Genomic DNA, 26,885 nt, shown 5'->3' with positions numbered 1-26,885 from the left:
GCAAAGAGAATACTATTTATGATTTCAGAGAGAAGTTTGTTAAATCGAATTATTATTACTATTGAAGCTAATAATAAACAAGTAGCTAAAAAATTATTACATGGTTCTCTGCTTAATCAAGTTAGTGTACATAAATTACTTAATTTATACTTTAATAATCATGTGATTAGTCAGGGTATCTATTTAGATAAATTAACGCTGAATCTTGGTGAAATTAACTCACCTGATTTTAATTCATTGTTTCCTATTAGGTTTAATGCTGAACTAAATAAAGCATTGAGCCAATACTGGACGAATAATCAGGAAAAAATTTTTACGGAAAATTCAATAATACCCAAAAATACCGATAAATTCGATTTATTACATAGTGATTATTTATCTGATATTGAGGAATTTATCCAGTATTTATATCGAAAAGATTTTGAATTGGATCCTGAAAATATAATGTCAGAGAATAGAAATATTGATGTTAAGATCAAATCTCTAATTGATCAATTAATGCGAATAGAGAATAATTTAACATTATTATTAGCAAAAAGCTGCTTATCTGAGCACGGTTTACAACGGCTTTTAGCTATCAGCCAGCCGGCTTTATTAACCGCGATTAATCGCAAATTATCGGAGAATATAGATATACCCGTTATCTTTCAAGCTGCCTCTTTATTGGCTGCACTCTCTCACCCCGGTCACATAGTTTATCTATGCTCCCAGGGATTTGCTCCCTTGCCGTCGCGATGCAACTTGAAATCCATAGGGTATAGATCTCAGCATCAAGGAAAGGTAGTTACCTCTTGGCAATTGGTATTGAATGCGTTGGGATATATCCATCGATATAATACGCAGGAAATACCTAAACCAGATATGAAAGTGATATCATATATCATAGCTGAGTTTAATAACAGTATGCTTGATATTGTGCCTATTATTACTTTATTCCGCCAGAATATAGTCGATGAAAATACCTTATTAAATGCATGGTTGAAGCTGATTTGGCAAATAGAATGGATTCCACAATTGTGTAAGAAACACTTATCTGTTCAGGAATATAAAAATCTAGTCAATCGTTTTGGTTGTGAAACCAAGACTTTGAGAGAACAATCTTTACAGCAAACAGATCCGGCTAATTCAATGATTACTGAGCTATTACAGGAATTATCCACAAAGCATTGGGAAAATTTTCCAATATTAAATCAGCATCAAATTTATCAAGATCAATCAATATTATCAACACCAGATAATTTGCACGACAAAGATAATAATGGTAATCAACTTCGGACTGTTAATAGGCCACATCCTGAATCAGGATTATCTTCTCCATATCAGGTAAGTAATGCGGGAATATTAATTCTATGGCCGATGTTGCCCGTATTGTTTAATCAATTAGGTCTGCTTGAGGAGAAAAAATTTATTCATCATCAAGCTCAATTTAGGGCGGTTGATTTCCTGGATTATCTTATTTGGGGAGATGAAGAAACACAAATAGAGAGAAAAACATTAAATAAAATTCTGTGCGGGTTAATGATTGATGAAGAGACGCAATCAATTGCCGTTGAACCAGAAAAGCAGTTGATAATAGAACAATGGTTGGATGCGATTATCGCTCAACTTCCGGGTTGGAAAAAACTGAGCCGTAATGATGTTCGCCAACTGTTTTTACAACGACCGGGTGAATTGCTGATAGATGAACAGGAAATCAAAATTACGCTACAACATCAGCCATTTGATCTGTTATTGGCCGACTGGCCGTGGCCGTTAAATATCGCTAAACTTCCCTGGCTAAATTATCCTTTACAAGTTGACTGGTAAAATATTTAAAAGGTCTATATGAACTCTTTACTTAAAAATAACCACTATGTGGTGGCTGAATTACATTGGATTTATCCCCATTTGGAGCGTATCGATCTGCTATTACAGCGCTACTATTATCAAAAGAGAGAAAGGTACGATTCATTACCGGAGAGTTTTTTACTTACGGAGAATAAGGTAGAGGAATATCTGACACAACCACAAGGTTTTCCTCATTGGCTATTTGAGGAGAGTAATATTGTTGGTCATCCGAAAACCGAAGAACATTTTGCCTCTGATGCACTGTCTCGATTAGTTGAGCGTTTTGAGCTCACGGAATTTGAGCGCGATATCTTATTACTCGGTTTATTGCCACATTTTGACAGCCGTTATCATGCATTATTTGCTGCTCTACACGGTAATAGTAAAAAACAGTGGCCTGGCTTTGCTTTAGCAATTGAATTATTTAGTCAACGCCAAAGTGATTGGCAATTATTGCAAAATTGCTTTTTACCACACGCACCGTTAATCAATAACCAACTATTACGGCTCAATAACCACGAAGAATCTATCTGGCTACAAACGCAATTTATAACCCACAGTGCCGTCTGGCATTTTTTATCAGAACAGCAGGGCATTTTGCCGCCCCTAATAACTTGTGCTTATTGGCATTCTCCTACTTCGAACCTTTGGTATCCATCAACTCTTTATCATTCATTTGGAAAGATATTATTGAATGAAACTGATGAAATTCGCCCGCTGGTGGTACTTAGAGGAAAACAGGACAGTGCCAGAGAATTAGCGGTCAGCAATATTATGGCGTTTCACAATATCAGCACGTTAATTTTGGATTTAGCTCGATTACCAGAGGAAGAGAACTTAACTGTAATAGCTAATTTGCTGGCAGATGCAGTGAGAGAAGCACGGTTACATAATGCTTGTTTATTAATTCGTCATTTTTCTTTACTTGCAAATGAAAAGAAAACATTGAATAACCTATTATCCGTTTTGCTGAATCAACCAAAATTACGGGTGGTTTGTTTGGTAGAGTCGGGAGACGCATTAGTATGGATTAAACATTTGCCAATGGTGCAAATTGAGATGCCGGTAGCTACGCTGGTGGATAAAGAATCTATGTTGAAAGAATGTCTACCGGATAATGCCATTCAGAGAATTAATACTATTCAATTGTGTCAGCGTTTCTCATTTACTGCGGAAACTTTACCGTTAATTCTTAAAGAAGCTTATCAATATCAAATATTACGACAACCGGATGATCAATTAGAAGAGATAGATTTACGTAAAGCATTAAGTTTCCGCGCTCAACAGAATTTAGGTAAATTGGCTCGACGAATAACGCCAAAACGTAATTTTAATGATTTAGTGGTTTCTGATGAATTAGCTCAACAATTGAAAGAGATTATTGCGTCGATTAATTACCGTGACCAGATTTTGGGTGCTGGCTTTCAGGAAAAAGTAGGTTATGGCACGGGTATTAGTGCACTGTTTCACGGTGAATCGGGAACGGGTAAAACGATGGCCGCAGAAGTGATTGCCGGGCATCTTGGTGTTGATTTGATTAAAGTCGATCTTTCTACCGTGGTGAATAAATATATTGGTGAAACGGAAAAAAATATCGCCCGTATTTTCGATTTAGCTGAATCAGATTCCGGGGTACTGTTTTTTGATGAAGCCGATGCACTGTTTGGCAAGCGCAGTGAAACCAAAAATGCTCAAGACAGACATGCCAATATTGAAGTTTCTTATCTATTACAACGGTTGGAAGATTATCCGGGGTTGGTGATTTTAGCGACTAATAATCGTAGCCATCTGGATAGCGCTTTTAATCGTCGTTTTACTTTTATGACCCATTTTACTTATCCTGACGAAATATTACGTAAAAAAATGTGGCAGACTATCTGGCCTGAACAACTGAAATTATCCGATGAAATTGATTGTGCACATTTGGCTAAACGGTCTGATTTGACTGGGGCTAATATCAGAAATATTGCCTTATTGGCATCAATATTAGCCGCAGACAATAATAGTGAAAAAATTGAGAATCAACATATAGAGCGGGCAGTTATTCTCGAATTAAATAAGAGTGGCAGACTGATTTTTTAAATATTTATTAAATTTGGAGTCGATATGAAAGATATCATTGAACCTAACAATGCTATTGTCGAAGTTAATAATGCATTAAAAGATATTCTATCTCGATATTTAAATAATATTGATATTCGTTTTGATTTGCCAGAGATAGATTCAATTCCATCTAAACCGACAATAAGTGTATTTCTTTATGATGTACATGAAGATTTGCAATTACGCTCTGCTGAACCAAAGCGTTATAATCCTATGACTAATTTATTGTTACCGGGATGGGTCAATATTAATTATAATTATTTAATTACTTACTGGCATTCGAATAAACCCTCAGTTGATGGCAGTAGCCCGGATAGCCAACCTGATAATCAGGCAGCAAAAATAATGACTTCTGTTTTGAACGCGTTGATTAATTATCGTCAATTACCCAAAATTCCTGGTGCCTACACCAGAATCATTCCGCCACAGGAAAATTTAAATAGCTTGGGTAATTTTTGGCAGGCTCTCGGCAATCGTCCTCGACTTTCTTTATTATATTCAGTTACCGCACCGGTAGAACTTCAAGATATTAAAAATACAATAGAGCCAGTTATGGAGATTTCCCATTCTGTGGATCAAAAATTGAATCCTATTAGCTCACAAATAAGGCAGGCTTTGTTAGAAAAATTATATACTGATTTAGGTGATACAGAAGATGTGCGTTTTGCGCTGACTAAAGTGAATCTAATAATTAAACCAGTCTTATCGGTTATAGACAATAATGATAAGCAGGAAAATGAAAAAATTATCCTTGAGGTTTCAGGTATTACTTTTTCAACCTATTGTTCTAAAATAAAGGAGATTCTTTCAACTTGGGTAAAGGGTCATAAAGCGGTTGTTAAGATAAATGGTATAGGTATTATTGTTGATAAAGTAGATGCTAATAAATTAATTGACATTGAAAAGTAATCATCTAATTAATTACCCATAATAAGATGGTGAGTAATAGAAGATAACAATGTTTTTATTGATTGATTTATATAAAAGCATCTTGTTGTATTTGGTATTTTAATCTATATATTACTTATTCCTTACTTATAATTCTTGGGTGATAATATTATGCCAATCAGCGATCTTGCAAAAAAAATTGAAACTCGTGTGGGAAAAGATAAAGCATGTGAAAATATAGAAACCGGTAATCATCTGGAAAGAGGTCTTTCTTCTGGCTTATCGAGATCAACGGATTCCTCAAAATTTAAAAAACATAATGTAAATGCAGTAAAATTGATAGATGATATTATCTCACTACATAATGATCCGAAAGGGAATAAATTACTGTGGAATGATAATTGGCAAAACAAAATCATTGATCGGGATTTTGCAACTATATTGAAAGCAATTGATGAAATGGTTTACGAATTAGGTGGTCTTGAAATGTACCAAGAAATAATTGGGGTAAATCCTTATGATCCTACTGAGCCAGTTTGTGGTTTATCTGCTCAAAATATATTTAAATTAATGACTGAGGGAGAACATGCTATTGATCCAGTAAAAACGGCCCAGACAGGGAAAATAGATGGCAATGAATTTGCTGAAAGTGTTGATCAGCTTAGTAGTGCAAAAAATTACGTTGCATTGGTTAATGATCGTCGACTTGGGCATATGTTTTTAATTGATTTCCCATCCAATGATCAGGAAACAGTGGGATATATCTATCAATCAGATTTAGGACAAGGGGCATTACCTCCGCTTAAAATAGCAGATTGGTTAAATTCCAGAGGAAAAGATGCCGTTAGTCTTAATAAGTTAAAAAAATTATTAAGTCGTGAATTTAATCTATTATCTGATGATGAAAAGAGAGCGTTAATTTCAGAGACGCTTGATATACATAGAGATGTATCCAATGTTAAGTTGGATAGAATGAAGAGAGATGAAAATGTGGATATTTATTTAACCGAATACGATATTAATAATTTTTATGAAAATATTGAAACATTAAAATCTAAACTTGATCATTATGATGGAAAATTTAGTAAACCAGAATGAATTGTGTTATCTAAATATTTATACCCGTCATCTTTCAAGTTGCTTCTTTGTTGGCTGCACTCACTCACCCCGGTCACATAGTTATCTATGCTCCCGGGGATTCGCTCCCTTGCCGCCGCGATGCATCTTGAAATCCATAGGGTATATACCCGTCATCTTTCAAGTTGCTTCTTTGTTGGCTGCACTCTCTCACCCTGGTCACATAGTTATCTATGCTCCCGGGGATTCGCTCCCTTGCCGCCGCGATGCATCTTGAAATCCATAGGGTATAGTATCCTTTTTTATGCCTGAGTATTTAACTTCTTAGGCATTTTATTTTCCTTTTGATTATTTTTTACAGTTTCAAGTATTTTGTTAATTCTTGAAATATTATTAACAAGGAAGTGTGGATGACGTAATGTTTTGTTTTAAATGTTTTATTGGATTATATTCAATGCATGATTTACTTATTAAATAGTAAAATTCATTCCTAATTTACTTTCGGTAATTAAGATTATTATTGGAGAATTAATAGTATCAAGAAGAATAGGAAAATATTAAACATTTTAGATTGTGTTTCAATTTTATGGAGTAATGTTATGAAAATATATAATAATGGTATCATTTAATCGATGAAATATGTTTAATATTTAAATGTATTAATTGTAGTTCATATATAATTATATAAAATCGTAATATAATATTTAGTTTTCTATTAATTTAACCTGCTTTTAAAGAGTAAGAGAATAAAAATGTAATCCAATAATATTTTTTTTTACCGTTGTTAAAAGTCGAAGCGATTTGGTATCAATTGGGAAAAGAGAAACAAGTTTTATCTGGCGTTGTTTCTGGTAAGGAGTTAAGGGAAGGGTTAGCGAAACGTTTTTTCAGTCTGGGTTGAAACTTCGATGATTGATAAATGAAATTTTATAAAAAATTATGGTGTGGTCAATATATAAATTTAGCCTCTTATTTTTAAAGAGGCTAAATGGTTATTTTGCTAATGATTTGGTGTTTATAACACCAGATCCAGAATGATGACACCACACAAGCCAATCGCCCATGCAATAGTGGTGGGTATTGACCAAACGAACATCTGTTGTTTGGCATCTTTAATTCCCATCATGCGATTAACGACCCAGAATAGGCTGTCATTAAAATAACCAAAGAATAATGAGCCCATCGTTGCTGCTTGTGCGGCAACCAACATGTTGATCCCCGGAATTTGACTAATAATTGGCGCAGAAATAGAAGCAGCGGTAATCATTGCCACCGTGCCGGAACCTTGAATTAAGCGAACCAGTGTTGCGATGATAAATGGAATCAGCACCGGTGTTAGTGGTAGATTGGCTATATATTGCGCCAGAATGGTGCCGGTACCACTTTCACGCAGTACCGCTCCTAACGCACCGCCGGCTCCTGTCACCAATAAAATAATACCAGCAGCCTGTAAACCTTCTTCCAGACGATCAATAACTTCATGTTTATTGGCTTTTGGCATCAAGGTATAAACCGCCAATAATACACTGATGGCTAAAGCAATAACGGGTGCGCCAAGGAAATCAAGTGTCTGAAAATAGAAGTTGTTTTCTTGTCCAGTGAAAGTTTCAGTGTTTAATAATAGGCCATTAATGGCTTTAATGAAGATCAAAATGATAGGGACAATAATCGGCAACAAGGAAAGAAATAGGCTCGGTAGTGGTTTTTTCGCCTTATCTTCCATGTAGCGTTGGTGGATTGTTTGTAGATCTTGAGCTTCTTCTGCTTCATCAATGGGTTGAAATTCAGGATATTTTACTGCTAACCATTTGGCATAAAATACAATGCCAATAACGCAAGGTACCGCCAGAACCATACCGGTTAACATCATAGCGCCGATATCTACACCGAAAATACCGGCAACCCCCAGTGGCCCCGGTGTTGGCGGAACAGTGTGGTGGGTAACAACCAATCCGCCAGCCAGTGCCACGCCAAGCGTTAGAAGATGACGTTTTCCCTTTTTTGCGAGTGCTTTTGCCAGTGGATAGAGGATAACAAAGGCAGAGTCGACGAAAATTGGGATACTGACGATATAACCGGTGATCGCTAATGCCCACTCTTCGCGTTTTTTACCTAACCATTTGATAAAACTGTAGGCTATCTGTTCCGCCGCACCGGAAACTTCCAGCACCCGTCCCATCATGACCCCTAGACCGATAACAATCCCAATACTGCCTAGTGTGGAGCCAAAACCTTTAGTCATAACATCAATGGTATTTGCTGCAGTTAAGCCACCAGTGAGCCCGGCGATCGCCGCTGCAATGAGCATGGCTAATAAAGCATGAACACGGGTACGTAGCACCAGAAAGATCAACACAAATACGGCTACACCCAGACCAATGACCGGAATGTAGTGTTCCATAATTAGCCTCCAGCTTGGGATAGGTTATTGGAGATGAAAGCACGGATTGCATCACTGAAAGCATTATCAGCATGGAAACCCAGTGATAAGCCACGGCTGATATTGAAGTGACCCGGCCAACTGGCAACAATGCGGTTAATGTTTTCGTCTGGTTCGAAGCGGATGAGATCCACCGCTTTCTGCCCGGCAACCTCTGCCAGTGCATCAATCATGCCCTGAACTGTGACACTAATGCCCGGTAAATTCACTGTGCGGGAAAGACCAAATTTTTCCGCCGGAATTTGACCCGCATGTATCAAGTTGCGGATCACGGTTTCAGGGCTGGAAAGCCATAAAGTAAGATCGCGGGAAACTGGGCAGATACTGCTTTCTCCGTGCAGAGGTTCACGGATGATAGCACTGGCAAAAGAGGATGCTGCTTTGTTTGGTTTACCTGGGCGGATACTGATTGTCGGTAGACGAAGTACTCTCCCATCAACATATCCTTTGCGGGAATAGTCGTTAATTAGCAATTCACACATGGCTTTCTGTGCGCCATAGGATGATTGAGGATTAACCGCACACTGATCCGTAATGGTTGCTGGTAATTCTCCGCCAAATACCGCCAGGGAGCTGGTGAAAATAAATTTCAGGTTTGGATTTTTAGCCCGTGCAACGTTTAATAAGTTGCAAGTAACATCAAAGTTAACTTGCAAGCCGAGATCAAAATCGCTTTCCGCATGACTACTGACAATGGCGGCGAGATGGAATAATACCGCACTGTTTTCGTCGATCAGCTTTTCCGCGGCACCTGATTGAGTTAAATCCAGTGCCAGACACTGAATGCGGGGATCATTAACTGGCGAAACAGGACATTGAATATCGGTCAATATGAGTTGGTCGAAATTTAATGTTTGATCGTTGTTTAGTAAAGCGCTGGCGAGTTGCTGGCCCAGAAAACCGGCGCCACCAGTGATTATGACTTTCATTGCGACTCTCCTTGTTTAGTAGCTTTGGTTATATATACCCGTCATCTTTCAAGCTGTCTCTTTGTTGGCTGCACTCGCTCACCCCAGTCACATCGTTTGCTATGCTCCCGGGGATTCACTCCCTTGCCGTCGCGATGCATCTTGAAATCCATAAGGTATAGGGTTTTTATCCTTATACGCTGACAGTATGCAATATCAGATTATGTTCTCGTAATTGTTGCTGCACTTTCGGTGAGAGCTGGTTGTCACAGACAATATCATTCAAACTAGAGAGCGGGCAGACCCGAAACATGCCGTATTTGCCATATTTACTGCTATCAGACACCAAAACACGCCGGCGGGAGATTTCCAATACTGCTTGTTTGACTAAAACTTTCTCTTCATACGGCGTGGAGACACCATGCTCCAGATCCCATGAACTGGTGCTAATAAAGGCAATATCTACATTCAAGTTGCGAAGCAACATGGCGGCGATAGGGCCAACACAGGAATGATTTCTCTTATCTACCTGTCCCCCGGTATGGAACAGATTTAATTGGGGTTTGTTCATCAGGTATTGGGTAATGGAGAAGTCATTTGTGATGATGGTGAGGTTAAAACGCTCAGCCAGGACTCTGGCAATTTCAAATGTGGTTGTGCCAGCGTCAAGATAGACCACTTGCCCATCTTCAACCAGAGATACTGCATAGTGACCAATTTCCCGCTTATGACGATGATTAAGTCGGGCTTTTTCATTCCAAGGCAACTCCTGACGTAAAACATCACTAAGTTGCACACCGCCACTGACACTAACGACCTTTCCTTCCTCCTCCAGAGTGTGGATATCCCGCCGTATTGTCATATGTGAGACATTCATCAGTTTAACCAGCGTACTGATGGAAATTGTCTGATATTCATGTACGTAGCGATAAATAAAGTCTCTACGCTCTGATGGAAGCATATCTTCTCCTGATTATTTCTGTGCTTTGGTCAACCAATCCAGACCATCTTCGGTGTAACCCGCAGGGTGATATTCACAGCCCAACCACCCTTGATAGCCCATTTCATCCAGTTTGTTAAATAGCCACGGATAGTTCACTTCGCCGCTATCGGGTTCATGGCGTTCGGGCACCGAGGCAATCTGGATGTGACTGAATTTGCCCCATAGACGTTCAATGGTGCGTAGCAAATCCCCTTCCATAATCTGGCAGTGATAAAGATCCAACTGGATAAGAACATTTTGACGCTCAATTTTTTTGAGTAATGTTTCAGCTTGATGCTGAGTTGTCAGAAAGTAACCTGGCATATCACGAGTATTAATCGGTTCAATTAATACGTTGATGTTATGTTCTGCCATCACATCAGCGGCATATCGAATGTTTCTGATATAACACTCACGTTGTTGTTCTGGCGTGAATTGTTCATGTAATTTTCCGGCCATCGCATGAACTTGTTTGCAGTTCAGCGCCAGTGCATATTTCAGCGCGGTTTGCACACCTGCGGCAAATTCTTTTTCACGGCCAGGCATAGAGGCTATTCCTCTTTCTCCCGCCGCCCAGTTTCCGGCGGGCATGTTGAACAGAGCTTGTGTTAATTGATGCTGTTTTAATAGGGCAGCAAGCTCTTCCGCTGCGACTTCATAAGGAAACAGATATTCAATGCCTTTAAATCCAGCTTTGGCTGCACGGGCAAAACGTGCTGTGAAAGGTACGTCATTGAACATCATGCTCAAGTTTGCCGCGAATTTAGCCATGACGAACTCCTTGTTTGTTCACTCAGTTTTTGGGTAACGAGTTTCAAGTTCTTGTACTTGCTCTTCATTTAATGTCGTGAAGCCGAGTGGCAATAAGGTTAAATAGAGCCGTGCGGTATCTTCCAATTCCTCTGCGTTGAAAAAAGCTTGCCGTAAAGTTTTGCCGCCGACAACAGGTCCGTGGTTCGAAAGGAGGATTGCGTTGTGTTTTGTGGCCAGCTTCGCAATTTCTTCACCGATTCTTTCATCTCCTGGTGGCAGATATTTGACCAGAGGCAGCTTTCCAACTTGCATTACATAGTAGGGCGTAATGGGTGGCAGGCAGTTATTTTTATCCAGATTGGGTAGGCAGGAAAGGGCAGTTAACCAAGGGGAATGTAGATGGACCACCGCATGGCATTCGGGACGGTTGCGGTACATTGCCAAATGCATGGAAACTTCTTTTGTGGGTTTGTCACCGGATAGCCAATTACCCTCTGCATCTAGCTTACTCAGGCAATCAGCTTGCAAGTCACCAAAACTGGAGTTGGTCGGTGTGATGATCATCGTGCCATCTTCCAGTTTTGCGCTGATGTTACCTGCACCGCCACTGCTATAACCCCGGTAGAACATTGAACGAGCCCATTCGACTAATTCTGTCCGTAGTGCCTGTTCACTCATGAAACATCTCCTGTACATGCAGGAAGAAATCAATATTGCCGAAGTTACCTGATTTTAATGCCAACCAATAATTGTGTTGTTGATCGTGTACCCAAGGTACGCCGGGAGTAATGGGTGCACCGATACTGAATTGTTGGATGTCCAGACTTTGTACTATCTTACCGGCAGTCTCGCCGCCTGCGACAATAAAGGTATTGAATCCGAACTGACGCAGGCTTTTTACAACGCTGGCGAAGGTGTTTTCTACAGCTTCGCTGGCAGTAGTCGCACCATATTGTTGTTGGATTTTCTGTAATGTTTTTGGGGGGTGAGTTGCGTATAGCATCGGTGCCAGATAGTTTTCGGATTGTTGAATAACCCACGTAACCAGCTTTTCAGCATATTGTGGATCATTGATACATGAATCAATATTCAGGGCCTTAGTTGGGGCTAATTTCTGATATAGAGCAACTTGTTTGTTGGTCATGACGGAACAACTGCCAGAAAGGATCACGGTGCATCTATTCTCGGCGGGTGGGGTTGCCCCTCCCTGTTGGCATGGCATCAATGGCTTACCGGTGTCTGTGCTGGCAAGGGCAGCACCAAGACCGGAACCACCAGTGATTAATTTCAGCTCTGATGCCGCTCTGGCAATAGGCAGTAGGTCATTCATGGAGAGGGTATCTGTTATTGCGTAGCGTATGTTGTGTTGCTGTAAATGATTTAGCCTTAAGCGGATTGCCTGCTCGCCCTGATGTACACATGCCAGATCCACCAGATCTGCTTTCCCCTGAGCTTGTTGTTCCATCAGGCGCAGTAGATTGGCATCTGTCATTGGTGTCACCGGATGGTGCTGCATGCCACTTTCATTAAGTAGTTGACCGTTGACGAATAGATGCCCATGCACAACTGTTCGTCCGTTAATGGGAAGGGCTGGGGAAATCAGCGTGATGTCTGTTTGTAGTTCATCCATCAGGGCATCGGTGACCGGCCCAATATTGCCTTTGCTGGTAGAGTCAAAAGTTGAGCAGTATTTGAAGAATATTTGCTGACAAGCTGTTTTCTGACGTAACCAGCGGCAGGATTTCACTGCGTTATTCACGGCTTCGTCCATCGGGCAGGAGCGGCTTTTCAGGCTGATAACAATAGCATCAATATTCTGTGGAATGGTGGTATTTTCATCAGGTGTATCCAGTAGCTGGACAACTCGCCAACCGCTTTGTGCCATAAAACCGGCGATATCGGTTGCGCCGGTAAAGTCATCAGCAATAACGCCCAATTTAATGGTCATTATTTTTTCTCCGGCAAAGTAATACCTTTAAATGTTTTGATAACTGCGCTGTCATCCCATTGGCCAAAACCTTCATTACTGGCAGCGAGGAACATTTGATGTGCAGTGGCTGATAATGGTAATGGGAATTTCAGATCCTTACCTGTTTCTAGGACTAATCCCAGATCTTTGACAAAAATGTCTACGGAGGATTTAGCCGTGTAATCCCCTGCCAGAATATGCGGAACGCGGTTTTCAAACATCCAAGAGTTACCCGCCGCATGGGTTACAATGTCGTATATCAGCTCTAGGGAAATGCCGGCTCTGGCCGCCAATGCCATACTTTCAGCTGCGGCAGCAATATGTATACCGGCAAGTAATTGATGGATTGTTTTGACGGTAGAGCCTTGACCAATTTCATTTCCAACATGGTAGAGACGTTCGGTGGTGGCATCAAATACGGGTTTTAGTTGTTCAAATAATGCTGGTTCACCGGAAGCCATAACGGTGAGTTGGCCTTGTTCAGCCTTTAGTGCGCCTCCTGAAATAGGCGCATCTAGCATGTTTAGATTGTATTGGCTAAGACGATGGGCAAAATCTTTAGCCTGTTCTGCGGCAACGGTACTGTGAAGCACAATGATCGTACCGGCTTTTAACTGGTTGACTAACGGTGTTTCGCCTTCAAACAGGATGCTTTCTATTTGAGCACCATTGGTAACAACAAGTAAGATAGCATCCAGCTCTGATGCGCAATTTGCTGCGTTGTTTGTCGCCGCTTTAGCGCCTGCTTGTAGTAGTTGGTCACAGGCTTTTTGGTTTAAATCAAATCCATACGTGGGAATGCCCGCGCGTATTAACGCGCGGGCAATTCCCATGCCCATAGCCCCCAATCCTATAATTCCTATTTTTTGTATTGATTGGCTCATGGTGGTTCCCTGGTGTTGTTGTTATAATTTGTTATTCTTTTATCATTATTTCACACATCATTTCACAAATACACGATGGTTATCACATTCGAATGCCCGCTGTTTGAAGGTGATTTTTATTATAATCACTTGATTTATATAGTTTATTGTTAATTATTGCGAAATGTTAAGTTTCACATAAAGGTGTGATAAGAAATATAATTGTAGGTACGTTAAGGTTGGGTAAGCGCTTTTCACTGAATTTTTTAAAGATGTTAGTTAGTTTCTGGAACTGTTAAGGATGGGTAATTTAGGAGCGTTGCTGTTGGTTGTCAGTCTTCGGAGAAATAAGGGTATAAATGAGGAGTATGTTCTTATTGGGTTTGTTTGTAAGGTTTGAAGGGTATTTGTGGTGGTGGGGGAAGGATTCGAACCTTCGAAGTCTGTGACGGCAGATTTACAGTCTGCTCCCTTTGGCCGCTCGGGAACCCCACCAGATTTTGAAATATATCACTGTTGCTAACAGTGGCCGGAATCATACCAAATGAGCCGCCGCTGTAAAGTAGATATTTAAAAATAAGTGACGATATGCTGATTTTCCATCCTTATTGATCTTGTTGTGAGCAAAGAAGTGGTCTGTTTGCTGGTGGCGGGGAAAGGATGACTCGTCACTGCGCTCCTCGCCCTTAAATAAGGTTATCGAGGTTATTTTTTATTGATATTTGGAGTTATTGGGGTTATGATTTTTACCAAGTTAAACAGATAGGAGTTGATTTGAGAAGTGCAGATTTAATCAAAGAAGTTGAGAAAAAAGGGTGGGTGCTGGTAAGAATCAACGGGAGCCATCATCATTTTAAGCACCCCGGACGTAATGACTTGTTGACAATTCCACATCCCAAACAAGAAATCAAAGTGGGGTTGCTTAGGAAAATACAGAAGCAAGCGGGGCTATAAGCCCCCTTATCTGCATCTGCACTAATCAAATTTCTTAAAATTATTGGAGGAGTATAACGTGTTATATCCTATTGCGATTGAAATTGGTGATGAGAACCACGCTTACGGCGTGGTTGTGCCCGATATATCAGGTTGTTTCTCGGCGGGTGATTCAATGGAGGATGCAATAAAAAACTCCAAGGAAGCGATTACTGGGCATTTAGAGTTATTGGCCGAAATGAACCAATTACCCCCTGAAGCAAAGTCATTGGATTACTGGATCAAAGATGAAGAATACGCAGGGTGGGCATGGGCCGTAATTGACATTGATGTTGAACCATATTTAGGTAAATCGACAAAATTCAACGTCACTCTGCCTGATTTGTTATCAAAGAAAATCGATGATCAAGTTAAAGCAAGCCCAAACTTGTACAAGAATCGTAGCCACTTTTTGCAAGTGGCTGCTTTGCATGAATTGCAAAACAGTATTTAGCAATAATGATGATCAATCAGCCTCATATTTTTTATGAGGCTTAATTTAATGAGGGCGTTTAAATCTGTACTTGTATATGTACATGCTACACGTAAGGATTACATTTCAAATTCAACTGGATAATCCGGCTCTCCTTCAAAACCACGTCCTTTGTAATACAGAAGTTCTCGGTTTTCTTTACTAAGAGGAAACGGCCGGACCGACCAGACGGTTTAGATGAGCCGCTTACGATTTTCCATCCTTATTGATCTTGTTGTGAGCAAATAAGTGGTTTGTTTGCTGGTGGCGGAGAAAGGATGATTCATCATTTTTGAAAAGTCACCACTACTGCTTACAACGGCCAGAATCACATCAAATGAACTGCCGCTGTAAAGCATATGCTTGAAAATAAGTTACCGTGTGCGGTTTTTGGACCTCAATTAATTCAGCCTCAAAGAATTACAGTACGGTTGCCGTAAACAAAAACCCGCTGAGCAAGAACCCAAAATAAAGCATGGCTCAGAACATTTTTTTCAACATCCCGGCCCGCTCTCATCATATCTTCAGCCGTGTATGTGTGGTCTATGTTAATGACCTTCTGAGTAATAATTGGACCTTCATCTAGGTTATTATTCACATAATGTGCTGTTGCGCCGATGATTTTTACCCCTCTCTCATAAGCCTGATGATAAGGACGCGCCCCGATAAATGCAGGTAAAAAGGAGTGGTGAATGTTAATAATCTGATTTGGATAATGCTGGACAAATTCTGGTGTCAGTACTCGCATGTATTTAGCTAATACCACGTAGTCAGGTTTGTATTGGTCAATCTGGGCAATCAGTTTTTCATCATGTTGTTCACGGGTTAAACCCTCGTGACTAATTAAATGGAAAGGAATGCCAAATTGCTCAACCAACGATTGTAATGTTGCGTGGTTGCCGATAACCGCAGCAATTTCAACATCAAGCCCATCATAAGCGCTTTTCATGAGCAAATCCCCAAGACAATGCGCTTCTTTTGTCACCATAATGACAATACGCCGACGCCCCGCACTATGTAATTCCCGTTGAGAACCTACCGGCAGTGCATCATCTAAATCAGCAAGCAATGTCTCATCATTGAAAATGCCTTCAAGCTCAGTACGCATAAAAAAGCGACCAGTATGATGATCGACGAATTCATTATTCTGAACTATATTCAGTTGGTGTTTGTAGCAAATATTAGTAATTTTGGCGATCAGTCCTTTAGCATCAGGGCAAATAGTGCGTAGAATTTTCTTTTGTATATGTTGGTGCTGCATGGATGGGATTATCCTTAAATATTTTGTGTTTGCTGTTTATGGGCCTTAACCACAACATTTTTTGTATTTTTTACCCGAACCACATGGGCAGGGGTTATTACGGCCAATTCGAGGTTTTACGCCGTCAATATAGAACCAACGCTGGTCTATACGAAGAAAACGTGAACGCTCATGAATAAGTTGCTTATCTTGGGATTTTTGATCAAGAAAGCAAGCTGAAAATTCAACATAGGCTTCGTTATCATTTTCGCCTTTTTCAGTTGTAATGACATTGAGTCCGAGCCACTGGGTAACAATAAAACTCTGTTCTATATCTAAACGCCACTTTTCAGCCTGGCAGTCAGGATGCCAACTGGTCATTAGATAATCGGCGTTGTGCTTTACATAGGCACTATATCGGGAACGCATCAGTGATTCGGCAGTTTGGGCAAATTTTATGTTTTGGAGATAAGGGGAACAGCAATCCGCAAAATCTATTCCACTACCACAAGGACATAGCTCTGTCAAAATAACTCCAAATTGTAAAGGGTGAAATACCATTTTTATGGGTTTTCTATTGCAAAGAAACGTAAGAGAACAAATGATAGTCACTTAATTGAACTAATATGAGTGATAGTACCTAAGAAAAGGTGAAGGTCGCAATATTAAGGTAAGGGAGCGTATTTATGGAAAAGGCATTGGCAGGCAAAAAAATTTTGATTGTGGAGGATGAACCTGTTTTTTGTTCTTTGCTGGCAGGGTATTTGCGAACGTTGGGCGCGAAGGTATTGGTCGCCTCTAATGGCGCTGTTGCACTACAGGTGCTAGGACGCGAAGCTCATGTTGAACTTATTTTATGTGATTTAGATATGCCGGTTATGAATGGCATTGAATTTATTGCGAAATTGACGAATGAGGGTATTAGCATTCCAGTTATTATTATTTCAGCGACTAACAAGATGGCCGAAATTGATGAAGTGCTTCGTTTGGGAGCAAAAGATGTTTTATTAAAACCGGTTTCAGATCTTAATGAGATAAAAAAATCGGTGTTGGCCTATTTACATCCTACGGTCTTTATGTCTGGTGCGATTGAACAGAATAACTTGAATAAAGATTGGTTAACTCTAAAGCATAATTCAGATGAAGCATTAAATATGCTTAAGCAGTTGCAACCCCCAGTTTCTCAAGTGATTGCCCACTGTAAAGTCAATTACCGAAAATTAAATATGATTGATAAACCAGGATTAATTCTCGATATGGCGGCATTATCTGACAATGAATTAGCTTTTTATTGTCTAGATATCAGCCGTTCAAAAGAGTATGGTGTGATTTCAGCACTATTACTTAGAGTCATATTTAACAGTTTGTTACAAGAGCATATCATCCACCATTCCCGGCGTTTACCCAATATGGCAGGTATTCTAAATAGAATTAATAACTTACTGGAAGGTGCAGGGTTACAAGGGCAATTTCCGTTGCTACTTGGGTATTACCATACCGTCAATAAAACGGTTTTGCTCACTTCCGCAGGGTTACATGCCAGTATTAAGTCGGGTAATCGCCAAATCCAATTAGACAGTGGTGTTCCTCTTGGGACATTGAGAACGATTTGTTCGAACCAAGTTTGTTCTCAGAGTGCTGAATGGCAATGTCGGATTTGGAATACAAATAGTCAAATAAATCTGATGCTTTCTTCAATATATTCTGGGTGAATATTACCAAGGTGGAATTTTGTTTAAAATGGATTTTAAACATCAAGTCACGGTAATGTAATTAAACAGAATGGTGATGTTTATCGAAGAGAATTAGCTGGTATACTCCGCCTATTATGCTTGGAAGTCTATCTAATCAGGCTATTTTATTTGCCGCTCTTTGCTACAAAGAGCGGATTTAGCACTGCTCAGATAAAAGTGATAACTTTTTGAGTGGTCAGAAGGGTGAGCGAAGCAGTGAACTTTTGTATGCATTGGTTCCTGCGTGCTGTTTGCGCGCGCGGTTTATTGACACAAAATAATCAGTAATAGTGATGACTTATTAAAGAATTGGCACTGATTTTGGACGGATTTGTTTCAGCCAAAAAACATCGGGAGAAAGGTTAATGCCATTAGTAAACGAACCATCAGTGGAAAGACCATCGGTGGAAAAAATAGTAAAGAAAGCCGTTATTCCAGTCGCGGGCTTGGGAACGAGGATGTTACCTGCGACGAAAGCAATTCCTAAAGAGATGTTGCCTTTAGTAGATAAACCTCTTATTCAGTATGTTGTCAATGAATGTATTGCCGCTGGCATTAATGAAATTATCTTGGTGACTCATTCATCAAAAAATTCAATTGAAAACCATTTTGATACCAGTTTTGAGTTAGAAGCTATCCTTGAAAAAAGGGTGAAGCGTCAGTTATTGGACGAAGTTCAATCTATTTGTCCAAGTCATGTCACCATTATGCAAACTCGTCAGGGAATTGCTAAAGGATTAGGGCATGCGGTGTTATGTGCCAAGCCTTTAATCGGTGATGAACCTTTTGCTGTGATACTGCCTGATGTTATTCTTGATGAATACAGTACAGATCTAACTAAATATAATCTGAGCGAAATGTTGGTTCGGTATAATGAAACGGGCGCGAGTCAAATATTAGTAGAACCTGTACCTCATGAAGAAGTTTCTAGTTATGGTATTGTCGATTGTCAGGGGGAAAATCTTCAACCCGGTGACAGCAAACTCATTAAGCGTGTGGTTGAAAAACCTAAACCGAAAGAAGCACCATCAAATCTTTCTATTGTTGGCCGTTACGTATTGTCCGAGAAAATTTGGCCATTATTAGCAAAAACAGCACCCGGTGCCGGTGATGAAATTCAACTTACTGATGCGATCGCGATGTTAATAGAAAGGGAACCTGTGGAAGCCTATCATTTGCAGGGTGTAAGCCATGATTGCGGTAATAAGCTTGGTTATATGCAGGCATTTGTCCAGTATGGTATGAAACATCATGCTTTGGGCAAAGAATTTACGGATTGGTTAGCGGCGTTGCAGGATCGGGTTAAAGAATAATTTTACGGAATTTAGGGATTATATGAAAGTTACGGTGTTTGGGATTGGTTATGTTGGCTTGGTTCAGGCGGCGGTTTTAGCTGAAGTCGGTCATAATGTTCTTTGTATTGATATAGATGCAAATAAAGTTGAAAATTTGGAAAACGGTCAAATTCCCATTTTTGAACCTGGATTAGCGCCACTGGTGAAAAAAAATTATGAAGAAGGCCGTCTGAATTTTAGTACAGATGCAAAGGCGGGTGTTGCACACGGTAAATTGCAATTTATTGCTGTCGGTACTCCTCCAGATGAAGATGGTTCAGCAGATTTGAAGTATGTGACAGCGGTTGCTCGTACTATTGCCGAACATATGGATAGCTATAAGGTGATTATCGATAAATCTACAGTTCCTGTTGGTACCGCAGATAAAGTTAATGCCGTTGTTAATGAGACTCTGGGTCAACGTAATATTGATATTCCATTCGATGTGGTTTCTAACCCTGAGTTCCTTAAAGAAGGCGCGGCTGTTGCAGATTGTATGCGTCCTGAGCGGATTATTATTGGGTGTGACAATGAAAGAGTCGTTGACCTAATGCATGAATTGTATGAACCATTTAACCGTAATCATGATCGTATGATTGTGATGGATATCCGTAGCGCAGAACTGACAAAGTATGCTGCTAACTGTATGTTGGCAACAAAAATCAGTTTCATGAATGAGATATCTAATTTAGCTGAAATGCTTGGCGCTGATATTGAGCATGTTCGTCAAGGAATTGGTTCTGATTCCCGTATTGGCTACCATTTTATCTATCCAGGCTGTGGTTATGGTGGTTCATGTTTCCCGAAAGATGTGCAGGCGTTAATTCGTACCGCAGAGCAAATTGGTTATCAACCTAAAATTCTTCGTGCTGTGGAGCAAGTGAATGAACTGCAAAAGCATAAATTGCCTTCTTTTGTAACGCGCCATTTCGGTGAAAATTTATCCGGTAAGACATTTTCTGTCTGGGGATTATCGTTCAAACCAAATACCGATGATATGCGTGAAGCATCAAGCCGTGTTTTGATGGAAGCATTATGGCAGGCCGGAGCCAAAATACAGGCTTACGATCCTGAGGCGATGCAGGAAGCTCAGCGTATTTATGGTCAGCGTGATGATTTATTATTGATGGGGACTAAAGAAGCCGCGCTTAAGGGAGCCGATGCCTTGATCATTTGTACTGAATGGCAAAGTTTTCGTGCGCCAGATTTTGATGTCATTAAAGAGTCTCTCAAAACGCCGGTTATCTTTGATGGCCGGAATCTCTATGATCCTGAACGCCTGCAATCCCGAGGTTTTACTTATTATGGGATTGGTCGTGGTGCTTCCATTAATCCGGTTATCTGAGTAATACAATGAAATTCTTAGTCACAGGTGCTGCTGGTTTTATTGGCTTTCATGTGAGCCAGAGATTATTGCAAATGGGGCATGAGGTTGTGGGTATCGACAACCTTAATGACTATTATGATGTGAGTCTCAAACAAGCACGGTTAGATCTATTATTTGATAAGTCAGGTTTTAAATTTGAAAAGCTAGATTTAGCTGACAGAATAGCCATTCCCGATCTTTTTTCGCGACACCAATTTCAGCGGGTTATCCATCTGGGGGCTCAGGCGGGTGTTCGCTATTCGTTGCAAAACCCAATGGCTTACATTGATTCGAATATAATAGGGCATATCAATATTTTGGAAGGTTGCCGTTACAATAATGTTGAGCATTTATTATATTCTTCTTCTAGTTCTGTTTATGGATTAAATAGAAAGCAACCGTTTTCTACAAACGATTCGGTTGATCATCCAGTTTCACTATATGCGGCCACGAAAAAATCAGATGAATTAATGTCTCACAGTTACTCTCATCTTTATCAGTTGCCGACGACAGGTTTGCGCTTCTTTACAGTATATGGTCCGTGGGGACGTCCTGATATGGCTTTATTTAAGTTCACCAAGGCTATGTTATCAGGGCAGCCTATTGATGTTTATAACCACGGTAATATGGTGAGAGATTTTACGTATATAGATGATATCGTTGAATCAATAATCAGATTGCAAGAGATCATTCCCACACCAAATGAGAGCTGGGTGGTTGAAGATGGGCAAATATCTGCCAGTTCCGCCCCTTACTGTATTTATAATATTGGTAATGGTCAACCAACTAGACTAGGTGATTTTATTGAAGCAATAGAAGAATCATTAGGCATTCGGGCTAAGAAAAATTTTATGCCCATGCAAGATGGTGATGTTCTGTCGACCTGTGCTGATTCAAGTGACATTTTCCAAACAATAGGGTTTGCCCCAAATACATCTGTGAAGCAGGGTGTGAAGCAGTTTGTAGAGTGGTATTTGAGTTTCTATCATAACTCTAAATAAGATAAGGAGCCGTTGGCTCCTTATCTATTGAATCAACGACCGTGACCAGAGAGAAGTAAATAGTTGTGCCTGTTTGATTATTAATTTATCTAGGCATTGGCTAAGTGAGTAACTAGCCTTGCTTTGCCATAAAGAAATGATACAAAAAACGGGCAACTTGACTAAATTCTTCTCAAGGATACTTATCTTGCTTACTACGATAGGCGTTAATTCTTTTGTCAGCTAAGTTGTTTCATAATAAAAACACCCTTCTATTTTAAAAGGGTGTTTTTAATTAAATTAACTTGAAAAACAATGAATTAGAGCAAGAAACTTTCCAGTGTTTTTCCTTCATCTTCAATTGCTTTTTTGATAACAGCAGGTGTACGTCCTTGGCCAGTCCAAGTTTTAGTTTCACCGTTTGTATCAACATATTGGTATTTAGCTGGACGTGCGGGACGTTTTGCTTTACCAGCAGATTTGCCGGCGCTCATTGTCTGAAGCAATTCGCTTGGATCAATTCCTTGGTCAAGAATCATTTTACGAACTTCTTCCAATTTACGTGTACGTTCCTCTAATTCAGCTTGTACCTGACTTTCTTCTTCACGACGTTCTTCAACAACGACGGTCAGTTTTTCAAGTATTTCATCTAAGAACTCAAGTTGGCATTCTCTTGCTTGGGCTCGTAAAGTACGGATGTTATTTAGGGTTTTTAAATCGCTCATTGTCCTGGTCTCAAATTATTAATGATGATGGCTGATGTGGATATAATAATAGAATGCTATTTTATTTTCTGCAATAGTCAATTTCTCATATTCCGATAAAATAGCTCTTTTTTTTTAAACGTAATTTCTTTACAAAAGTTATATAGCGCTTTTTATACAACTATTTCGATTGTCATTCCACAATAACATGTTCAGGGTACCTTTAACAAAGAGGTGACATGATAATCTCTCTAATTTATAAACCAGGTATATACTAAATCGGTAAGTAATTTTAACTGTTTCTTATCATACCTGATAAAGCAGAATAATACTAAGTTAAAAAAAACTTATGACTAATCCATGAGTTATCGCTGATTTACTGTTACCGTTTTCTAGAAGTAAATCACGCACATTATTAATTTGCATACGATATGCAACAAATCAGTCTGGCTTTCATTTTTTAATTTAAGCATGAACATTTGTCATTCAAATGCGCTTTATTACTCGGTTGGTGTGATGGTTGTCATGAATCATTAAGACATCACTAAGCTAAATACTTCGGTATATCAACCCGTGCAGCTTACTGAGATGGATAATCACGACTCAAGTTTATGGTAAACTCATCTGACTATATGGCTTTATAAATTTTGTTAAGGGGCAGGGTTGATGGCTCAACTTTATTTTTATTACTCCGCAATGAATGCTGGAAAATCGACATCTTTGTTGCAATCTTCTTATAACTATAATGAAAGAGGGATGAGAACGCTGGTTTTTACCGCGGAAATTGACACCCGGTTTGAAAATGGAAAAGTCAATTCTCGGATTGGATTATCTTCTGATGCGCTTCTGTTTAGTCAACAGACAGATATTGGTGAGTTGATCAGAAATGAAAATAAGCAGGCAAAAGTGCATTGTGTGCTTATTGATGAGTGCCATTTTCTCACGAAAGCACAGATTGAACAGATATGTAAGGTGACCGACTATGATGATATTCCGGTTCTTTGTTATGGGCTGAGAACTGATTTCAGAGGCGAGCTTTTCAATGGTAGCCAGTATCTTCTAGCGTGGGCTGATAAGTTAGTTGAATTGAAAACTATTTGCTATTGTGGACGCAAAGCGAACCGTGTATTACGTTTTGATAGCGAAGGTGCGGCCATTTATGATGGCGAACAAGTTGATATCGGTGGCAATGAAAAATATGTGTCTGTTTGCCGTAAGCACTATATGGATGCGATTAGTGAGGCGAGGAAAAACAGAAAAGACAGCGTGTAATGGAGAGACTTTCTGTGAAGCGGTCGGATGTCCGTTTTGAGAGTTTGTATTAAGATATTAAAAATAGAGCGGCGGTAAGTTAAAGGGTGCTGATATTAGCACCCTTAAGTGGTATTTAATCAGTTAATAAATTTGTTCTTATTGGCTTTTTTCTGTTGCAACGGCTTCTGTGAATTCTCGTCCATAGTATGAATCCAACAGCAATTGTTTCAGTTCGGAAATTAGTGGGTAGCGTGGGTTAGCACCGGTACATTGGTCGTCGAAGGCATCTTCAGATAACTTATCAATTTTTGCCAGGAAGTCAGCTTCTTGAATGCCCGCTTCACGGATAGATGTCGGGATACCTAGCTCAGATTTGAGCGCTTTCAGCCAGGCTAACAGCTTTTCAATTTTTGTGGCAGTATGGTCACCAGTAGCCGATAAACCGAGATGATCGGCAATTTCAGCGTAACGACGGCGGGCCTGTGGGCGATCATATTGACTGAATGCAGTCTGTTTGGTTGGGTTATCATTAGCGTTATAACGAATAACATTACAAATCAGCAATGCGTTAGCCAGGCCATGTGGGATATGGAACTCAGAACCCAGTTTATGCGCCATAGAGTGGCATACCCCCAAGAAGGCATTAGCAAATGCAATCCCTGCAATAGTTGCTGCATTGTGAACCCGTTCACGGGCAACTGGGTTAGTGGCCCCTTCATGATAGCTGGTTGGGAGGAACTCTTTTAGTAGTTTTAGCGCTTGCAGTGCTTGTCCGTCAGAGTATTCGTTTGCTAAGACTGATACATAAGCTTCCAAAGCGTGAGTGATGGCATCTATCCCACCAAAAGCACAGAGTGATTTCGGCATATCCATGACTAGATTGGCATCAACGATAGCGATATTAGGCGTCAATTCATAATCAGCCAGTGGATATTTCTGACCGGTTGCATCATCAGTGACAACCGCAAATGGTGTCACTTCAGAACCTGTGCCGGAAGTTGTGGTAATGGCGACCATTTTCGCTTTAACCCCCATTTTGGGGAATCTATAGATGCGTTTACGGATATCCATAAATCGTAGAGCTAGCTCTTCGAAATGAGTTTCTGGGTGTTCATACATCACCCACATAATTTTGGCCGCGTCCATTGGGGACCCTCCCCCTAGGGCAATAATGATGTCCGGTTTGAATGAGTGCATTTGTTCCGCACCCTTACGAACAGTGCTTAGGGTAGGGTCTGCTTCAACTTCAAAGAAAACTTCTGTTTCTATCCCGTGGGATTTCAGCACATCAGTGACTTGATCAGCATAACCATGATTAAATAAAAAACGGTCTGTTACGATAAAAGCGCGTTTTGCACCGTCGGTTGCAATTTCTTCTAATGCCACAGGCAGGGAGCCGCGACGGAAGTAAATTGATTTCGGAAGTTTATGCCACAGCATATTTTCTGCTCTTTTCGCCACGGTTTTGGTATTGATGAGATGTTTGGGCCCTACATTTTCAGAGATGGAATTTCCTCCCCAAGAGCCGCAACCTAGTGTCAGAGATGGGGCAAGCTTGAAGTTGTAGAGATCACCGATACCGCCCTGAGAAGCAGGAGTATTCACGAGAATACGCGCTGTTTTCATTTTATCGCCGAAATACTGGATTCGTGCCGCCTGATTGTCCTGATCGGTATACAAGCAGGAAGTGTGACCAATTCCGCCCATTTCAACCAATTTTTCTGCCTTTTCTACGGCATCTTCAAAGCTATTACCACGATACATAGCGAGCAGTGGAGACAATTTTTCGTGAGCAAAGGGTTCTGCTTCATCAGTTAAACTCACTTCTCCAATCAAGATCTTGGTCCTTTCTGGAACATTAATGCCTGCCATTTCGGCAATTTTTGTTGCAGATTGACCAACAATTTCCGCATTTAGACTACCGTTTTTCAGAATGATATCTTGAACAGCTTGCAGTTCCTTGCCTTGTAACAGATAACCGCCATGAGTAAAGAAACGTTTACGCACTTGATCATAAACTGCATCCACCACGATAACGGATTGTTCTGAAGCGCAGATGACGCCGTTGTCAAAGGTTTTAGACATCAGAATAGATGCAACAGCACGTTTAATATCAGCTGATTCATCAATGACAACCGGGGTGTTACCGGCACCGACGCCGATTGCGGGCTTACCAGAGCTGTAAGCCGCTTTTACCATACCTGGACCACCGGTCGCCAGGATGAGATTGATGTCTTGGTGGTGCATCAGTGCATTGGAAAGTTCAACGGAGGGTTCATCAATCCAGCCAATAATATCTTTTGGCGCACCAGCGGCAACCGCAGCGGATAGAACCAATTCTGCTGCTTTGGTTGTTGCTTTTTTGGCGCGTGGGTGGGGTGAGAGAATAATGCCGTTACGGGTTTTTAGGCTGATGAGGGCCTTAAAAATAGCGGTAGATGTTGGATTGGTGGTTGGCACGATACCGCAGATTAAGCCAATAGGCTCGGCGATAGTGATGGTGCCGAATGTTTTGTCTTCAGATAAAATGCCGCAGGTTTTCTCATCTTTATAAGCGTTATAGATATATTCAGAAGCAAAGTGGTTTTTGATTACTTTGTCTTCGACAATACCCATACCGGATTCTGCTACAGCTAATTTTGCTAAAGGGATACGTGCATCTGCCGCTGCAAGGGCCGCTGCGCGGAAGATTTTGTCAACTTGCTCCTGAGAAAAGTTAGCAAATTCACGTTGTGCTTTTTTTACCCGAGCAACGAGTTCGTTCAGTTCAGTAACATGAGTTACAGTCATAAAGAAGTACTCCTGGAAAATATTAAAAACCCTTTAATATCAATGAATAAGTATTTTTTAGACCATTTAATTGGGTGATTTTTTGGTAACTACAGGTTACCATTTGGTATTAAATATATATTGATCTTAATCACATAAATTCCCAAGCTGATTCCTTTCAGCTTGGGTCAGTGATAATTATTATTGATTGGGTTGTAAATAGCGTTAAAAGGTTGAATTTTTAATCTAAT

General features: G+C 40.2%; 22 protein-coding genes and 1 tRNA gene. 11 read left to right on the top strand and 12 right to left on the bottom strand.

Annotation, left to right across the window (positions count from 1 at the left end):
• Window positions 1–18: 18 nt before the first annotated feature.
• The 4 genes from SLS51_RS06670 to SLS51_RS06655 all read left to right on the top strand — a co-directional run bounded on the left by SLS51_RS06670 (window position 19) and on the right by SLS51_RS06655 (window position 5,916).
• On the top strand, window positions 19–1,806 hold the full coding sequence (locus SLS51_RS06670) for a contractile injection system tape measure protein (protein WP_323836673.1): 1,788 nt from the start codon (window positions 19–21) through the stop codon (window positions 1,804–1,806).
• Window positions 1,807–1,824: 18 nt separating this feature from the next.
• Window positions 1,825–3,909: an ATP-binding protein gene (locus SLS51_RS06665; RefSeq protein WP_323836671.1), complete on the top strand. Its 2,085-nt coding sequence runs from the start codon at window positions 1,825–1,827 to the stop codon at window positions 3,907–3,909.
• 24 nt (window positions 3,910–3,933) lie between these two features.
• The gene (locus SLS51_RS06660) at window positions 3,934–4,839 is read left to right on the top strand and encodes a Pvc16 family protein (protein ID WP_323836669.1); all 906 of its coding nucleotides are present in this window, start codon (window positions 3,934–3,936) and stop codon (window positions 4,837–4,839) included.
• 150 nt (window positions 4,840–4,989) lie between these two features.
• Complete coding sequence (locus SLS51_RS06655; protein ID WP_323836667.1) at window positions 4,990–5,916, top strand: cycle-inhibiting factor; 927 nt, start codon at window positions 4,990–4,992, stop codon at window positions 5,914–5,916.
• 994 nt (window positions 5,917–6,910) lie between these two features.
• Here SLS51_RS06655 and SLS51_RS06650 read toward each other — a convergent pair.
• The 8 genes from SLS51_RS06650 to SLS51_RS06615 form a co-directional block, all read right to left on the bottom strand.
• The gene (locus SLS51_RS06650) at window positions 6,911–8,296 is read right to left on the bottom strand and encodes a GntP family permease (RefSeq protein ID WP_323836665.1); all 1,386 of its coding nucleotides are present in this window, start codon (window positions 8,294–8,296) and stop codon (window positions 6,911–6,913) included.
• A gap of 2 nt (window positions 8,297–8,298) precedes the next feature.
• A complete protein-coding gene (gene denD, locus SLS51_RS06645) occupies window positions 8,299–9,264 on the bottom strand; it encodes a D-erythronate dehydrogenase (protein WP_323836663.1) in 966 nt (321 codons plus the stop codon).
• 172 nt (window positions 9,265–9,436) lie between these two features.
• Window positions 9,437–10,204 (bottom strand): DeoR/GlpR family DNA-binding transcription regulator, encoded by a 768-nt coding sequence (locus SLS51_RS06640; protein WP_323836661.1) that lies wholly within the window; start codon window positions 10,202–10,204, stop codon window positions 9,437–9,439.
• A gap of 12 nt (window positions 10,205–10,216) precedes the next feature.
• Entirely contained in the window at window positions 10,217–10,996 is a 780-nt protein-coding gene (gene otnI, locus SLS51_RS06635) for a 2-oxo-tetronate isomerase (protein ID WP_323836659.1), read from the bottom strand.
• An 18-nt stretch (window positions 10,997–11,014) separates the two neighbouring features.
• Window positions 11,015–11,656, bottom strand: a complete 642-nt coding sequence (otnC, locus tag SLS51_RS06630; RefSeq protein ID WP_323836657.1) for a 3-oxo-tetronate 4-phosphate decarboxylase — start codon at window positions 11,654–11,656, stop codon at window positions 11,015–11,017.
• A complete protein-coding gene (gene otnK / locus SLS51_RS06625) occupies window positions 11,649–12,926 on the bottom strand; it encodes a 3-oxo-tetronate kinase (protein ID WP_323836655.1) in 1,278 nt (425 codons plus the stop codon). The genes otnC and otnK overlap by 8 nt, the downstream gene beginning before the upstream one ends.
• A complete protein-coding gene (gene ltnD, locus SLS51_RS06620) occupies window positions 12,926–13,831 on the bottom strand; it encodes an L-threonate dehydrogenase (protein ID WP_323836653.1) in 906 nt (301 codons plus the stop codon). The genes otnK and ltnD overlap by 1 nt, the downstream gene beginning before the upstream one ends.
• 389 nt (window positions 13,832–14,220) lie before the next feature.
• A tRNA-Tyr gene (locus SLS51_RS06615) sits at window positions 14,221–14,305 on the bottom strand.
• Between the two features lie 279 nt (window positions 14,306–14,584).
• Between SLS51_RS06615 and SLS51_RS06610 the strand changes: the two genes are divergently transcribed.
• Both SLS51_RS06610 and SLS51_RS06605 read left to right on the top strand, forming a co-directional pair.
• Window positions 14,585–14,764 (top strand): type II toxin-antitoxin system HicA family toxin, encoded by a 180-nt coding sequence (locus tag SLS51_RS06610; protein WP_323836651.1) that lies wholly within the window; start codon window positions 14,585–14,587, stop codon window positions 14,762–14,764.
• Window positions 14,765–14,822: 58 nt separating this feature from the next.
• Window positions 14,823–15,236 carry a type II toxin-antitoxin system HicB family antitoxin gene (locus SLS51_RS06605; RefSeq protein ID WP_011146729.1) on the top strand — a complete coding sequence of 138 codons (414 nt, stop codon included), beginning with the start codon at window positions 14,823–14,825 and terminating at the stop codon, window positions 15,234–15,236.
• Window positions 15,237–15,666: 430 nt separating this feature from the next.
• Here SLS51_RS06605 and purU read toward each other — a convergent pair whose 3' ends face one another.
• Together purU and SLS51_RS06595 are read right to left on the bottom strand one after the other, a co-directional pair.
• On the bottom strand, window positions 15,667–16,515 hold the full coding sequence (gene purU, locus SLS51_RS06600) for a formyltetrahydrofolate deformylase (protein ID WP_323836649.1): 849 nt from the start codon (window positions 16,513–16,515) through the stop codon (window positions 15,667–15,669).
• Between the two features lie 45 nt (window positions 16,516–16,560).
• A complete protein-coding gene (locus SLS51_RS06595; protein ID WP_323836647.1) occupies window positions 16,561–17,022 on the bottom strand; it encodes a YchJ family protein in 462 nt (153 codons plus the stop codon).
• A 158-nt stretch (window positions 17,023–17,180) separates the two neighbouring features.
• On the opposite strand from SLS51_RS06595, the gene rssB reads away from it, so the two are divergent.
• The 4 genes from rssB to SLS51_RS06575 all read left to right on the top strand — a co-directional run bounded on the left by rssB (window position 17,181) and on the right by SLS51_RS06575 (window position 21,928).
• A complete protein-coding gene (gene rssB / locus SLS51_RS06590) occupies window positions 17,181–18,206 on the top strand; it encodes a two-component system response regulator RssB (protein ID WP_323836645.1) in 1,026 nt (341 codons plus the stop codon).
• 386 nt (window positions 18,207–18,592) lie between these two features.
• Window positions 18,593–19,540 carry a UTP--glucose-1-phosphate uridylyltransferase GalU gene (gene galU, locus SLS51_RS06585; RefSeq protein ID WP_323836644.1) on the top strand — a complete coding sequence of 316 codons (948 nt, stop codon included), beginning with the start codon at window positions 18,593–18,595 and terminating at the stop codon, window positions 19,538–19,540.
• Window positions 19,541–19,562: 22 nt separating this feature from the next.
• Window positions 19,563–20,906, top strand: a complete 1,344-nt coding sequence (locus SLS51_RS06580) for a UDP-glucose dehydrogenase family protein (protein WP_323836642.1) — start codon at window positions 19,563–19,565, stop codon at window positions 20,904–20,906.
• A gap of 8 nt (window positions 20,907–20,914) precedes the next feature.
• The gene (locus SLS51_RS06575) at window positions 20,915–21,928 is read left to right on the top strand and encodes an NAD-dependent epimerase (protein WP_323836640.1); all 1,014 of its coding nucleotides are present in this window, start codon (window positions 20,915–20,917) and stop codon (window positions 21,926–21,928) included.
• Window positions 21,929–22,227: 299 nt separating this feature from the next.
• Here SLS51_RS06575 and hns read toward each other — a convergent pair whose 3' ends face one another.
• Window positions 22,228–22,632: a histone-like nucleoid-structuring protein H-NS gene (gene hns, locus SLS51_RS06570; protein ID WP_323836638.1), complete on the bottom strand. Its 405-nt coding sequence runs from the start codon at window positions 22,630–22,632 to the stop codon at window positions 22,228–22,230.
• Between the two features lie 645 nt (window positions 22,633–23,277).
• On the opposite strand from hns, the gene SLS51_RS06565 reads away from it, so the two are divergent.
• A complete protein-coding gene (locus tag SLS51_RS06565; protein ID WP_323836636.1) occupies window positions 23,278–23,883 on the top strand; it encodes a thymidine kinase in 606 nt (201 codons plus the stop codon).
• Window positions 23,884–24,021: 138 nt separating this feature from the next.
• On the opposite strand, the gene adhE is transcribed toward SLS51_RS06565, so the two are convergent.
• Window positions 24,022–26,655, bottom strand: coding sequence for a bifunctional acetaldehyde-CoA/alcohol dehydrogenase (gene adhE, locus SLS51_RS06560; RefSeq protein WP_323836634.1), 2,634 nt, complete (start codon window positions 26,653–26,655; stop codon window positions 24,022–24,024).
• Window positions 26,656–26,885: the final 230 nt, after the last annotated feature.

It is taken from the genome of Photorhabdus africana (assembly GCF_035181445.1).
Taxonomy (GTDB): domain Bacteria; phylum Pseudomonadota; class Gammaproteobacteria; order Enterobacterales; family Enterobacteriaceae; genus Photorhabdus; species Photorhabdus laumondii.
Note: the sequence above shows the minus strand (reverse complement) of the source record. Positions and strands in the feature narration are given on the sequence as shown.

Excerpts from the sequence above, each read along its gene's own strand:
- rssB (WP_323836645.1), top strand. The coding sequence starts at position 17,181 with ATGGAAAAGGCATTGGCAGGCAAAAAAATTTTGATTGTGGAGGATGAA.
- SLS51_RS06565 (WP_323836636.1), top strand. The coding sequence starts at position 23,278 with ATGGCTCAACTTTATTTTTATTACTCCGCAATGAATGCTGGAAAATCG.
- SLS51_RS06660 (WP_323836669.1), top strand. The coding sequence starts at position 3,934 with ATGAAAGATATCATTGAACCTAACAATGCTATTGTCGAAGTTAATAAT.
- otnC (WP_323836657.1), bottom strand. The coding sequence starts at position 11,656 with ATGAGTGAACAGGCACTACGGACAGAATTAGTCGAATGGGCTCGTTCA.
- SLS51_RS06640 (WP_323836661.1), bottom strand. The coding sequence starts at position 10,204 with ATGCTTCCATCAGAGCGTAGAGACTTTATTTATCGCTACGTACATGAA.
- SLS51_RS06575 (WP_323836640.1), top strand. The coding sequence starts at position 20,915 with ATGAAATTCTTAGTCACAGGTGCTGCTGGTTTTATTGGCTTTCATGTG.
- SLS51_RS06655 (WP_323836667.1), top strand. The coding sequence starts at position 4,990 with ATGCCAATCAGCGATCTTGCAAAAAAAATTGAAACTCGTGTGGGAAAA.
- ltnD (WP_323836653.1), bottom strand. The coding sequence starts at position 13,831 with ATGAGCCAATCAATACAAAAAATAGGAATTATAGGATTGGGGGCTATG.
- otnK (WP_323836655.1), bottom strand. The coding sequence starts at position 12,926 with ATGACCATTAAATTGGGCGTTATTGCTGATGACTTTACCGGCGCAACC.
- galU (WP_323836644.1), top strand. The coding sequence starts at position 18,593 with ATGCCATTAGTAAACGAACCATCAGTGGAAAGACCATCGGTGGAAAAA.
- SLS51_RS06665 (WP_323836671.1), top strand. The coding sequence starts at position 1,825 with ATGAACTCTTTACTTAAAAATAACCACTATGTGGTGGCTGAATTACAT.
- adhE (WP_323836634.1), bottom strand. The coding sequence starts at position 26,655 with ATGACTGTAACTCATGTTACTGAACTGAACGAACTCGTTGCTCGGGTA.
- SLS51_RS06650 (WP_323836665.1), bottom strand. The coding sequence starts at position 8,296 with ATGGAACACTACATTCCGGTCATTGGTCTGGGTGTAGCCGTATTTGTG.
- SLS51_RS06580 (WP_323836642.1), top strand. The coding sequence starts at position 19,563 with ATGAAAGTTACGGTGTTTGGGATTGGTTATGTTGGCTTGGTTCAGGCG.
- otnI (WP_323836659.1), bottom strand. The coding sequence starts at position 10,996 with ATGGCTAAATTCGCGGCAAACTTGAGCATGATGTTCAATGACGTACCT.
- hns (WP_323836638.1), bottom strand. The coding sequence starts at position 22,632 with ATGAGCGATTTAAAAACCCTAAATAACATCCGTACTTTACGAGCCCAA.
- SLS51_RS06670 (WP_323836673.1), top strand. The coding sequence starts at position 19 with ATGATTTCAGAGAGAAGTTTGTTAAATCGAATTATTATTACTATTGAA.
- purU (WP_323836649.1), bottom strand. The coding sequence starts at position 16,515 with ATGCAGCACCAACATATACAAAAGAAAATTCTACGCACTATTTGCCCT.
- denD (WP_323836663.1), bottom strand. The coding sequence starts at position 9,264 with ATGAAAGTCATAATCACTGGTGGCGCCGGTTTTCTGGGCCAGCAACTC.